Annotated in this window: 11 protein-coding genes; 7 read left to right on the top strand and 4 right to left on the bottom strand. The window is 65.9% G+C overall.

Annotated elements, in window-relative coordinates:
- The first annotated feature begins 13 nt into the window (after positions 1-13).
- The gene (locus G9373_RS27180; protein ID WP_167117678.1) at positions 14-1876 is read left to right on the top strand and encodes an acyl-CoA dehydrogenase; all 1863 of its coding nucleotides are present in this window, start codon (positions 14-16) and stop codon (positions 1874-1876) included.
- 76 nt (positions 1877-1952) lie between these two features.
- On the opposite strand, the gene G9373_RS27175 is transcribed toward G9373_RS27180, so the two are convergent.
- On the bottom strand, positions 1953-3503 hold the full coding sequence (locus G9373_RS27175) for an AMP-binding protein (RefSeq protein WP_167117675.1): 1551 nt from the start codon (positions 3501-3503) through the stop codon (positions 1953-1955).
- Positions 3500-5644 carry an acetate--CoA ligase family protein gene (locus G9373_RS27170; protein WP_167117672.1) on the bottom strand — a complete coding sequence of 715 codons (2145 nt, stop codon included), beginning with the start codon at positions 5642-5644 and terminating at the stop codon, positions 3500-3502. Before G9373_RS27170 ends, G9373_RS27175 begins: the two co-directional genes overlap by 4 nt.
- Before the next feature lie 341 nt (positions 5645-5985).
- Between G9373_RS27170 and G9373_RS27165 the strand changes: the two genes are divergently transcribed.
- The 6 genes from G9373_RS27165 (at position 5986) to G9373_RS27140 (ending at position 11578) form a co-directional block, all read left to right on the top strand.
- Positions 5986-6882: an alpha/beta hydrolase fold domain-containing protein gene (locus G9373_RS27165; protein ID WP_167117669.1), complete on the top strand. Its 897-nt coding sequence runs from the start codon at positions 5986-5988 to the stop codon at positions 6880-6882.
- A gap of 102 nt (positions 6883-6984) precedes the next feature.
- Positions 6985-7497 carry a flavin reductase family protein gene (locus tag G9373_RS27160; RefSeq protein ID WP_167117666.1) on the top strand — a complete coding sequence of 171 codons (513 nt, stop codon included), beginning with the start codon at positions 6985-6987 and terminating at the stop codon, positions 7495-7497.
- The gene (locus G9373_RS27155; protein WP_167117663.1) at positions 7494-8414 is read left to right on the top strand and encodes an alpha/beta hydrolase; all 921 of its coding nucleotides are present in this window, start codon (positions 7494-7496) and stop codon (positions 8412-8414) included. Before G9373_RS27160 ends, G9373_RS27155 begins: the two co-directional genes overlap by 4 nt.
- Entirely contained in the window at positions 8411-9205 is a 795-nt protein-coding gene (locus G9373_RS27150; RefSeq protein ID WP_167117660.1) for an enoyl-CoA hydratase-related protein, read from the top strand. The genes G9373_RS27155 and G9373_RS27150 overlap by 4 nt, the downstream gene beginning before the upstream one ends.
- Before the next feature lie 61 nt (positions 9206-9266).
- Positions 9267-9830, top strand: coding sequence for a 3,4-dihydroxy-2-butanone-4-phosphate synthase (locus tag G9373_RS27145; RefSeq protein ID WP_167117657.1), 564 nt, complete (start codon positions 9267-9269; stop codon positions 9828-9830).
- Positions 9831-9880: 50 nt separating this feature from the next.
- Positions 9881-11578, top strand: a complete 1698-nt coding sequence (locus G9373_RS27140; protein WP_167117654.1) for an FAD-dependent oxidoreductase — start codon at positions 9881-9883, stop codon at positions 11576-11578.
- A 143-nt stretch (positions 11579-11721) separates the two neighbouring features.
- Here G9373_RS27140 and G9373_RS27135 read toward each other — a convergent pair whose 3' ends face one another.
- Both G9373_RS27135 and G9373_RS27130 read right to left on the bottom strand, forming a co-directional pair.
- Positions 11722-12162, bottom strand: a complete 441-nt coding sequence (locus G9373_RS27135; RefSeq protein ID WP_240960753.1) for a hypothetical protein — start codon at positions 12160-12162, stop codon at positions 11722-11724.
- 94 nt (positions 12163-12256) lie between these two features.
- Positions 12257-12642, bottom strand: a 386-nt coding sequence (locus G9373_RS27130; protein ID WP_240960752.1) for an enoyl-CoA hydratase-related protein, incomplete at its 5' end; no start/stop codon positions are given.

Here is a 12642-nt window from a genome sequence, read left to right as displayed (position 1 = left end):
GAGGTACCCGACCATGGGGCATTACAAGAGCAATCTCCGCGACGTGGAGTTCAACCTGTTCGAACTTCTCGAGCGCGACCGTGTACTCGGGACCGGGCCGTTCGAGGAGGTAGACCTCGATACCGCGAAGGTCGCACTGCGCGAGGTCGATCGTCTCGCTCGCGAGGAGCTCGCGGCATCGTTCGAGGATTCCGATCGCAGTCCTACGGTCTTCGATGCCGCTTCGCACACGGTTACCGTCCCGCCGTCCTATGCGGCGACGTACAAGACTTGGATGGACGCCGAATGGTGGCGCCTGCGTGTGCTTCCCGAACTGGGCGGAACCCACGCGCCCAGTTCCCTGAACTGGGCTCTCGGCGAGTTCGTCCTGGGCTCGAACCCGACCCTGTGGACATATGTGGGGTTCCCGACGGCCACGCGGGTGGTGTGGCGTCACGGCACCGACCGGGACAAGAAGATCGCGGAAATCGCTGCGGACAAGCAGTGGGGCGCGACGATGATGCTCACCGAACCGGACGCCGGTTCCGACGTCGGGGCCGGTCGCACCAAGGCCACACCCAACGACGACGGCACCTGGAACATCACGGGTGTCAAGCGGTTCATCACTGCGGGCGAACACGATCTGACGGACAACATCATCCACATGGTTCTGGCCCGGCCCGCGGGTGTCGAGGGCGCCGGAGGGCCCGGCACCAAGGGACTCAGTCTGTTCCTCGTCCCCAAGTTCCACTTCGACCTCGAGACCGGTGAGCTCACCGGCGAGCGCAACGGTGTCTACGTCACGGGCGTCGAGAAGAAGATGGGCGTGAAGGTCTCCGCGACCTGTGAGATGACGTTGGGTGAGAACGAACCGGCACGCGGCTGGCTTCTCGGGGAGGTCCACGCCGGCATCGGTCAGATGTTCGACGTGATCGAAGACGCCCGGATGATGGTGGGTTCCAAAGCGATCGCGACCCTGTCGAGCGGGTATCTCAATGCGCTCGAGTACGCGAAGATCCGGTTGCAGGGTGCCGACCTGACGCGTTCGTCCGACAAGGCGGCACCCCGCGTGCCCATCACCCGCCACCCCGACATCCGCCGGTCGCTGCTCACACAGAAGTCGTTTGCGGAGGGGCTCCGGTCCCTGGTGCTGTACACCGCGTCGTGGCAGGACGAGATCGCGATCGGGAAGGCTGCCGGCACCGATACGACCCTCGCGGAGGCGGTCAACGACCTGCTCCTGCCTGTGGTCAAGGGATACGGCTCCGAACGCTCGTGGACGATCCTGGGAACAGAATCCCTGCAGACCTTCGGTGGATCGGGATACCTCCAGGACTATCCCCTCGAGCAGTACGTGCGCGACGCCAAGATCGACACCGTCTACGAGGGAACGACCGCCATCCAGGCGCAGGACCTGTTCTTCCGCAAGATCGCCCGGAACCGGGGAGTGGCTTTCGGGCACCTCGTGCGAGAGATCTCGGGATTCGCCGACGATCCGGCCGCGGTCACAGACCTTGTCTTCGAACGAGACCTTCTCGTCGAGGCGACCGACAGCGTGAAGTCGATCGTCGCGAAGATGACAGCCGACTTGCAGAAGTCGAGTCCGACTGTCGAAGGCGGCGACGAGAAGAACGTCTACAAGGTCGGGCTCAACGCGACCCGGCTGCTCTACGTGCTCGGTGACGTCCTCGTCGCCTGGCTGCTGTTGCGCAGTGCCGCAATCGCTCTCCGCGCGCTCGACACGGAGCTTCCCGCGGCCGAGAGGTCCTTCTACGAGGGCAAGGTTGCGGCAGCGCGGTTCTTCGCTCGCAACGTTCTTCCTGTCGTGGTGGCCGAGGGCAGGATCGCCGGTGCCGTCGACGATTCCGTGATGGGCCTGGACGAGGCCGCGTTCTGACGACAACAGCGTCCGAGAAACGAGATGCGCGCCCGATCGAATCGATCGGGCGCGCATCTCGTGTGTGGTACCCGCGTTATGCGTGTCCGGTGGGCACCTCGGACGTGTGCTGCTCCCAGTACGGGTCCTTCAACCGTCGCTTGAACAACTTGCCGGTGTCCTCCCGCGGCAGGACGTCCTCGAACACCACAACCTTGGGCACCTTGTACCGGGCGAGGCGACGGGCGACGTGCGCGCGGACGTCGTCCTCGGCGAGGGTCGCCCCGGGATCCGGTTGAACGTGCGCCGCCACGGCTTCACCGAAATCCGGATCGGGAATGCCGAACACTGCGACGTCGGCCACTCCGTCGAGGCCGAGTACCACCGATTCGATCTCGGTCGGATAGATGTTGACCCCGCCGGAGATGATCATGTCGTTCCGGCGGTCGCTCAGGTGCAGGAAGCCGTCCGCGTCGACATAGCCGATGTCACCGACGGTGACGAACCCGTCCTTCTCCATGGCGCGGCGTTTGGCGTCGTCCCCCAGGTACGTGAAGTCGGGCCATGCGGAGAACGGCCGGAGGTAGATGTCGCCGGGCTCACCGACGGCGGCCTCGCTGCCGTCTGCGGCGATGATCCGAACGGCGGCGTCGGAGACCGGTCTCCCTACCGTGCCGGGGTGAGCGAGCCATTCCTCGCTCGAACAGATCACGGCGGCACCGGATTCGGAACCACCGTAGTACTCGTGGACGATCGGGCCGAACCAGTCGATGATCGCGCGCTTGACGTCGGGTGGGCACGGGGCGGCCGCGTGGACGACGGCGGTCAACGACGACAGGTCGTACCGCTCCCGGACATGTGCCGGCAACTTCAGCAGGCGCACGAACATCGTCGGAACGGCCTGGACGTGTTCGATCCGGCGTTGCTCGATCACCCGGAGGAGTTCCTCCGGATCGAAGCGCGGCATGATCTCCACATCCATACCCAGCGCGAACGCGAACTGGAACTGCGTGTTCGGGGCGGTGTGGTACATCGGTGCGGCGACGAGCGTGGAATGTGCAGTGCCGAACGCGAACGCCGCGATCACCACCTCGTGCAGCGCGGTGACGTCCTGGAGAGCAGTCGGGCTGCGCAGGATCCCCTTCGGTAACCCGGTGGTGCCGGAGGTGTAGATGACGCTCATGGGCGGTTCGGTGATACCGGCCGTGTGCGGCTCGTGGACGTCGAGTAGTTCGTCGAGGTCCGGGTATCGCCCCGAGGCGGCGGGACGGTCGAATCCGTATGCGTCCGCCACGACCTGCGGCGTCCGCACTTCGACGATCGTGGTACCCGGCGGGAGAACCGCTTCGACCTTCGGGAGCAGGTCGGTGTGCACCAGCACCACCTTGGCCGCGCTGTCGCTGAGCACGTGACCGAGGTCGTCGGAGTTCCCGTGCCAGTTCGCAGGCACCGGAACCGCACCGATCGCGGCACCGGCGAGGGTGGCCTCGACGAAGCCGATCTCGTTGCGCATCACCACCGCGTATCGGTCACCGTGCCCCACACCGAGCGCGGACAACGCCGAGGCCAGGCGAGTGGCGCGCACCCGTATCTCCGAGTGGGTACGGACGTCGTTGCCGCAACGGATGACTGCTTCGGTCGTCGTCATCGAATTCCTTCCGTGTCGCGCACGATGCAGAGGGCGTCGACCGCGACGAGACCGTCCTCGGTGACGAGGAGCGGATTGACATCGAGTGATTCGATCCAGCCGTGGCACGCGGCGGCCAGGTGCCCGAAGCCGACGAGAAGATCGGCGAGCTGCGCGAGGTGCCAGGGATCGGATCCGCGATAACCGTGCATCAGGCGCAGGTCGCGGAACTCGTCGATGAGAGCCACGGCGTCGGTGCGGGTCAACGGTGCCGGACGACCACCGACGCGTTCGAGTACCTCGACGAGGATGCCACCGATACCCAGGACCACCATCGGCCCGAGCTCGCTGCGCCCCTCGATGCCGACCAGCAGTTCACCTCGCGCGGCCGTCATCGGCTGGATGGCCACGGTCTCGGGCAGCCCGTGTTGCTGCGCGATCGCGCGCATGTCGGCCACGGCGCGTTCGAGATCGTCCCGACCGACGTCCAGCGCGACGGCTCCGAGCTCCGTCCGGTGGGGCACATCGGCGAGTTTCACCGCGTACGGTCCCGCGAAACCGGGCTCGACCTGCTCACCGGTGTCGACCGTGCAATGCGGCGCTGTGGGTATGCCGAACCGGTCGAGCAGCGCCATGGCCTGGGTGAACGGCAGAAAACTCCGGCCGTCACCGGCGTCGGGGAGCGGTCCGGTCGGGCGCGGGACGGGCGTAATCACGTCGGCCGGCGGACGTGGCGTCTCACGGTCGCGGACGAACGTGCCCATCGTGTGCAGTCCACGCAGCGTGCCGCGGAGCCCGTACCCGAGTGCGACGCTCCCATCGGAACCGATGACTTCCTCCGCATAGGCACCGACGGGGCCGGCGCCGGCCGCGATCGCCACCGGCTTTCCGAATCGGCGTGCAGCGACGGCAACGTCGTCAATGAGGCGGCGGTACATCGGGGAGTCGTCGCCCTCGCCCCACATGTTGACGAAGACGACGGCGTCGAGTTCGGGTGATCCGACGTAACGGTCGACGATGTCCGTCCAGAACGTCGCGCCGAAGCCGGTGGTGTCGAGGGGGTTCGGGACGGTGATGCCCGGGATGGTCGAGCGTACCCAGTCAGCGAGGTCGTCCAGGGGCGGGAGGACCAGACCTTCCGCTTCGGCGAGGTCGTAGGCCAGGGACGCGAAGCCTCCGGTCCCGGCAACGACACCGAGGCGTTCGACCTTGTTCCACTTGGCGGGGTCGAGTTGGCCGACGAGCGAGAGCCGGTCGACGAGTTCCTCGAGATCGTGGGCGAGTTGGATGCCTGCGTGACGGAACGCCACGTCGTAGGCCCAGGCGTTCCCGGCAAGAGCTCCCGTGTGCGAGGCCGCCATCTGCTGGGTCCGGCTGTTGCGTGCGAGTTTGAGCGCCACGATCGGCTTTCCTGCCGCGATGCATCGGCGGGCCGCGCGCAGGAACTCCTCGGGCCGGCGGATGCCCTCCACAATCAGTCCCACGGCGGCGGTCTCCGGATCGGAGGCCAGGAAGTCCACGTAGTCGGCCATGTCGGTGGTGACTTCGTTTCCGGCCGAGATCAATCGTGAGATACCCGTGCCGGTGCGGGCGCGGGCGGCGATGGCGATGCCGCCGATCATCGCGCCGCTGTGGGAGACGATCGAGACCCCGCCCGCCGGTGGCCGGTAGTCCGCCGAGGCGGTCAGGTTGAGACTGCGGGGAACACTGATGTAGCCCAGGCTGTTCGGTCCGATCACGGCCATTCCGCCGCGTTGCGCTGCGGCGGCGAGTCGACGCTGGAGGTCCTCCCCGTCGGCGCCTACCTCGGAGAAGCCGGCGGCGTAAATGACGAGTCCTCCGCAGTCGAGTGTCGCGCACTCCTCGGCCAGGGTCACCGTCCGTTCTGCCGACATCACGGACAGGACGGCATCGATGGGTTCCGGTATGTCCGCGATGGAGCGGTAGGTCGGTCTTCCCAGAACGGTGGGTGCCGTGGGGTGGACGAAGAACACCTCGGCGTCGCTGTCGAGCGTCGGCTGGATGAAGGGCGCAACGGGGGATTTGTCGCTCAGCCCGACAACCGCGATGGTCGACGGGTTCAGCACGCGTGCGAGAGAGGGTGAGGGGCGAACGTCGGACTCCTGTGTGCGGGAGGAACCGTCGTCCGAGATGAGGGTCATGGTTGTGGACCTCCGGGCGAGAGTGGGAACGTCTGGACGAGTGCCCGGCGATGTGTCCGCGTCACGGGATGTGTCGGGACGGACCAGAAATCAGGCCGGGGGAAAGGACCGGGGCCGCGGGTGCGGGTACCGGCGGTGTCTTTGCGGCACGGTCTGGTGTGACCGAGCCGTGCCACTATCTGCTGAAATCTATCCTGTGAACCCTCGTTATGGCCAGTTCCTCGTACTTTCGGAAAAAACTCCTGGGAAATCTCTTCCACAGTTAGTGATAACTATGTAACATCGCTCACAACCCCATCGCGAGGCGATGTCGGGATTCGAACTCGATTTTCGGAGGACCCATGGCCAGGACCGAAGCTCTCGTGCGCGCCGAGAAGATGTGGGTGGAAGGTTTCCCTGACCCGGCGACGGCGACGGTGGACGATCTGCGCGACGCATACGACCGGCTGTTTCTGCAGTTTCCCCTCCCCGAGGGCATCGAGCCGGTCGAAAGTGAGGTCGGCGGCGTCCCCGTCCTGTTCGTCACGGCTGAGGGAGCGGCGCAGGACAAGGTCCTCGTCTGGTTCCATGGTGGCGGGTACATCATGGGCAGCGCGCGGGGCTTCCAGGAACTCGGACACAACCTCTCACGCGCCAGCGGCGTGACCGTCGTCCTGCCCGACTACCGGCGTGCACCCGAGAATCCGTTCCCCGCTGCCGTCAACGACGGCATCGCCGTGATCTCCGCACTCGTCTCGCAGTATGGTGCGGGCAATGTCGCGGCCGGTGGCGACTCGGCCGGCGGCGGACTCGGACTCGCCGCTCTCCTCGCGGTGCGTGACAAGGGTGATTCGCTTCCCGCAGCAGCGGTATTCATCTCAGCACTCCTCGACCTCACGGCAAGCGGCGACAGCATCGACGAATTCGACGGCACAGACGTCGCGGTCTCACGCGGGTCGATCGGCAACGTCGGCGACGCGTACCTGCAGGGTCACGATCCGAAGGATCCGCTGGCATCTCCGCTCTTCGCCGACCTGCACGACGTGCCACCGACACTCTTCCTGGTCGGTTCCGGCGAGGTGCTCCTCGACGACTCCCGCCGAGCGGCCGCCGCGATCGTGGCGAGGGGCGGAGCGGCGAGCGTCTCGGCGTACGACGACATGGTCCATGTGTGGCCGCTGTTCTCGTCGATCCTGCCGGAGGGCATTCAGGCCGCGGATGAAGCTGGAGCCTTCATCCGCAAGCACCTCGGACTCTGACACCTCGTCGGGTCCCACCAGACATGCGGGTGCCGCACCGGCGGTGCGGCACCCGCGTTCCACTCCTCCATCCGGCATCACCACGTACGAAAGGCATCCGACATGCCCGCACAGCAACTCGACGAACTGGCAACGCGCTTCCGCGACGCCATGGCCGCGGTGTGCACACCGGTCGCGGTCGTGACCGCGATGGACGGGGACCGTCCCCACGGCACGACCGTCAGTGCCTTCGCGTCGCTGTCGATATCGCCGCCGTCGGTGCTGGTCTCCCTCGATCGGGGATCGGATCTGCTCGCACTGGTCCTCGAATCGGGGCGCTTCGGGATGAACGTCCTCGGCAGTGGGCAGTCGGCGCTCGCCGGACAGTTCGCGCGCAAGGGGCAGGACAAGTTCCAGGACGTGGCGTGGCGGGTCGACGGGGGAGTGCCGCGTATCGCCGATGTCCCGCATTGGATCGCTGCCGAGGTGATGGAAACCCTGGAGGTGGCCGACCACACGGTCGTGTTCGGGCGCGTCGTGGACATCGCCAGCGAAACGATTCCGCCCCTGACCTACCACGGCAGGGCTTTCGGCACCCACGCGGCGCTCGCGACCACGGGCAGGGCGCAAGCATGACTCACTCGAAAATCGCCGACTCCGCAGTCGATCACCAGGGTGCGCTCGAACGTGCCCGAAACTCCTTCGCCGCGGTATTCGGCAACGGCCGCCTCACGCTCGAACAACTCCGGCACAACCTCGATGCCATGATGCTCGAATCCGATCTTGCCGAAGATGTTTCGGTCGACGAACTCGTCGTCGGCGGCGTCGAGGCCTTGCGCGTCCTGGCCGGATCCGCGATCGACGACAACGTCCTTGTCTGGTTCCATGGTGGCGGTTACGTCATGGGCTCCGCACACGGATACCGCCACGCCGCCGCAGCGCTGTCCCGGGCGCTCGGGTCCGCGGTCATCCTGCCCGACTACCGGCTCGCTCCGGAACATCCGTTTCCCGCCGCACTCGAGGACGCGGCGGCCGTGGTGGACGCCTTGATCGCCGAATACGGACCCGGGCACACGGCCGTCGGCGGTGATTCCGCCGGCGGTGGCCTGACGGTGTCCGTCCTGGTCGACGCCCGCAACCGCGGCGCCACGCTGCCTGCGGTCGCCGTCGCGGTGTCTCCTCTCGCCGATTTCACGGTATCCGGAGAAAGCGTGGCCACCAACCGGGACACCGACCCGGTCATCACCGAACGCTCGCTCGGCATGCTCGCCGCCACATACCTCCGCGGGCACGACCATGGCCACCCCCTTGCCTCTCCGGTCTTCGCCGACCTCACCGGCCTGCCTCCGATCCTGCTGCTGGCCAGCGACAGCGAAATCCTGCTCGACGATGCGGTCCGGATCCACCATGCGGTGCAGTCCGGGGGCGGCGCGAGCACGCTGTCCGTCTACCCGGACACCTGCCATGCGTGGACGCTCTTCACCGACTTTCTCCCTCGAGCACGCGACGGCGTCGCCGAGATCGCTGACTTCTTCCGGAAGGTTCTTCCATGACTGTGAGTATCGTCGACGACAAATCGGTGCGGCACATCCTGATCGATCGTCCCGAACGCATGAACGCCGTCGACAAGGACACCTTGCACAAGGTCTCCGATGCCGTCCAGAGTGCCGGTGAGGATCCCGACGTGCGAGTGATCGTGCTCTCGGGGTCCGGCCGGGCCTTCTGCGCCGGAGGAGACCTCGATGTCGAGGACCCGCTGTCGGTCGAGAACACTGCCAGCACCTCCGACGCGGCTTCCCGGTGCATCACCGCGATCACGCGAGTCTCACGTCCGGTCGTCGCCGCCGTCCGCGGACCAGCTGTAGGAGTGGGGGTCTCGCTTGCCCTCGCCGCCGATCTCACTGTCGTCCGATCCGACGCCTTCTTCTCGATGCCGTTCACCTCGATCGGGTTGATGCCCGACGGCGGTGCGACGGCACTGGTCGCCGCATCGGCCGGCCGCGCGATCTCGATGCGGATGTCGCTGCTCGGAGAACGCCTGAGCGCACAGGAGGCCGAGCGGGCCGGACTGGTGGCGGCGGTGTACGAGCAGGACGTGTTCGAGTCGGAACTCGAAAAACTCACGACACGCCTGAGCGGAATCTCCTTCGACTCGATCATCGAAACCAAACGCGCCATCAACGATGCGAGTCTGCGCGAACTCGAGAACGCGTTTGCCCGTGAGCGCGATGGCCAAATGAGATTGACGACCAGGGACGACTTCCGCTCCGCAATCCTGGCCTTCGCAGCCAAGCGCCCTCGGCCGGATTCCGAAACCCAGAGGAGCGGCAATGTCGATCGCTGAGATCATCTATATGCCCCGGCTCGATCCGCGGTGCACTGTCCAGACTCGCGTCGAACGGGCGGTGGCCGATATCGCCGCGGGAGAATCGATCGTTCTGTTCGATCCCGCTTGCGGAGAAGCGAGTCTTGTCGTTGCTGCCGAGTTCGCGACCACCGAATCCCTGGCGTTCATGATTCGGCACACCTCAGGGTTCGTGAAAGTCGCGGTACCCGAGGAAGACTGCGTCCGTCTCCAATTGCCCCAGATGTGGCAACTTGTTGCACCGGTGGTGAGTTCGATCCCGGCGGTGACCGTGGACGCCGCGGAAGGTATCGGTACCGGAATTTCGGCAGCCGACCGAGCGCACACTATCAGGACCATCGCAGACCCGCGTACCGTTCCGTCCGGGCTGTCCCGGCCGGGACACGTGGCCCCGGTCATTGCCCGAAACGCCGGGTCGGGCATCGCCGAAACGATAGTGCGCTTGGTGCAAGCGGCCGGCATGCGACCGATGGCCGCCATGTGCGAACTCGTTTCCCCAATCGATGCGACGAGGATGGCGAGCGAAGGAGAGGTCAGCGACTTCGCGCGAGATCACGCGTTGACCTACCTCTCGGTTTCCGATGTAGCGATGCGCGTGCGCTGAGTGCCGGATTCCGAGTCACCGATCCGGTGGCTTTCGTCTGAGGAGTTTTCATGTCTTTTGTTGTGACACAACCATGCTGCAACGACGCCAGCTGTGTCCCGGTGTGCCCTGTCAACTGCATCCGCCCGACCCCCGACGATCCGGATTTTCGCACGACAGAAATGCTCTACATCGATCCGCAGACCTGCATCGACTGCGGCGCGTGCATGGAAGCGTGCCCCGTCGAGGCGATCTACCACGAGGACGAACTCCCGGAACATCAGTCGCGGTACCGCGAGATCAACGCCGAGTACTTCCGTTACCATCCGCTCGACTCCTCCGTACCACCGTTCGACAAGCCGACACCGGTAAAAGCGCCGAAGCCGAAGGTGCCTCTGCGAGTGGCCATCGTCGGCTCGGGACCGGCCGGTGTGTACGCCGCGGCCGAGTTGCTCGGCAGAATGCCGAGCCGCGGCGTCGAGATCGAGATGTTCGATCGTCTGCCCACGCCGTGGGGTCTCGTGCGCGCTGGGGTCGCCCCCGATCATCTCGGCACGAAGGCAATCACCGAAGTGTTCCGCAAGATCGCTGCGAAGCCCGGGTTCCGGTTCCACCTCAACGTGGAGATCGGCCGGCATCTGACCAATGACGAACTGCTCGCCCACCACCATGCCGTGATCTATGCCGTCGGCGCACTCGAGGACCGCGAACTCGACATCCCTGGAACGGAGCTGCCGGGCAGTGTAGGAGCCACCGAGTTCGTTGCCTGGTACAACGGGCACCCCGATTTCGCGCACCGGACATTCGATTTGGGGTGCGAGCGTGCGGTGATCGTCGGGAACGGGAACGTCGCCCTGGATGTCGCCCGGCTTCTCGTCACGGATCCTGATGAGCTGGTTCGAACGGATATGGCCGAGCACGCAGTGGAAGCTTTGCGCAAGAGCAATATTCGAGAGGTCGTCGTACTGGGGAGGCGGGGGGTCACCCACGCCGCGTACACCACGCCCGAACTCCTGGCACTCGGCTCCATCCCGGGTGTCGACATCGTGGCCGATACAGGCGAGTTCGACCTCGGAGGCATGACCGACGCTGACCGGTCCTTTTCGGCGGACCTCAAGACTCGGATCGCCCGAGAGTACGCCGAGGTCGTTCCCAAGCCGGGGCACAAGCGCATTGTCCTGCGGTACCTGGCGTCGCCGACCCGGATTCTCGGAAAGGATCGTGTCGAGGGCGTCGAGATTGTCCGTAACGAGCTGGTGCGGACCGAGGATGGTGCACTCGCGGCCGTGGCCACCGAACATCGGGAAGTCCTGGAGGCCGGGCTGATACTGAGGTCGATCGGTCTGCGCGGCACCGCCGTACCGGATGTGCCCTTCGACGACGTCTCAGGGAGGATCCCCAACGTCGACGGCAGGATCGTCGATCCGAACACCGCGGCGACGATTCCGGGCTTGTACACCACAGGATGGGTCAAACGCGGGCCGTCGGGCGTGATCGGCACCAACAGGCAATGCGCCCACGACACCGTGGCAGCGTTGATCGACGACATGGTCGTGGGACGGCTGCCGCACCCGCAGTTCGGTGACGGAGAGGCTCTGGCCACGTTGGTCCACGAGCGCCGCCCCGAGGTCGTCGACCGGAAAGGCTGGTTGGCAATCGATGCGGAGGAACGGTCCCGGGGACGTGAACGAGGCCGCCCCCGTGTGAAGTTCACCGAAATCGACGACATGGTCGATACCGCACGCGCAGCGATGTATACAGCGAAGTAGGGAGTGTAACCGAGTGCTGTAAGCGTTCGGTCGGATGTGGTCTGCCGCGCACAGCAGAACCGAACCTACGGGCGTATCGCCGCGCATCCGGGCCTGCCATTCGATGCGGTGAGGCGAGTTTCGCGCGCAGCGCTATAGATTTATCAACGCCAGCTGAGCCTGGTCTCGTTCGCGCGTCGGCGCTCGCTGCGCAAGGGCATCATCGGTGCCCGCGATATGGGCAGGTTCGGGTGACCAGACGAGCCCCTTTTTGATGCCGGAATCACGGACATCACTGACCGCGGTCGTCGCCACCCCCATGGCCGCGGCGACCTTCCCGGACCGGGGAGTGGGTTCCCGGTTTCGGCGATGGCGCGCAGGTACCGGCGCTCCCGGTCGGTGGCCTGGGTCCACCGGGATGGGATGAACCCGTCATCCAACGCTCGACGGCCCTCCTCGACCGCGGGGTGGGCGTCCTCGGTGTCGAAGGGGGAGGCGGGAGCCGTGTGCCAGATCGCCTTGCCGAACTCCTGCAGGAAGTACGGGTAACCGCCGCTGGCTTCGAGGACGATCTCAATCGCGTCCGGGGTGAACGCACCGCCCACCTGCTACCTGTTCGGAGTCTCCAGTGCTCGGAATGGCTAACCACTGTTGACCCGCACCGGATTCCGGTGCGGGTCAACAGTGACATGCGGCGAACTAGCGGTGCTTGAACACCGGCGCACGCTTCTCGACGAACGCCGCCATGCCTTCCTTCTGATCCTCGGTGGCGAACGTCGAATGGAAGACCCGACGTTCGAACCGGACACCCTCGGTGAGGGTGGTCTCGAACGAGCGGTTCACGGCTTCCTTCGCCATCATCGCGACCGGAAGCGACATCTCGGCGATGGTGGTCGCCGTCTGCAGCGCCTCGTCGAGCAGCTCCGCGGCAGGGACGATCCGCGACACCAGCCCGGCACGTTCGGCCTCCTCGGCGTCCATGTTCCGGCCGGTCAGGCACAGTTCCATGGCCTTGGCCTTACCCACCGCGCGGGTCAGCCGCTGCGAACCGCCGATGCCGGGGATGACACCGAGCTTGATTTCCG

The sequence above is a fragment of the Rhodococcus sp. A14 genome, from assembly GCF_011603105.1.
GTDB lineage: Bacteria > Actinomycetota > Actinomycetes > Mycobacteriales > Mycobacteriaceae > Rhodococcus_F > Rhodococcus_F opacus.
Note: the sequence above shows the minus strand (reverse complement) of the source record. Positions and strands in the feature narration are given on the sequence as shown.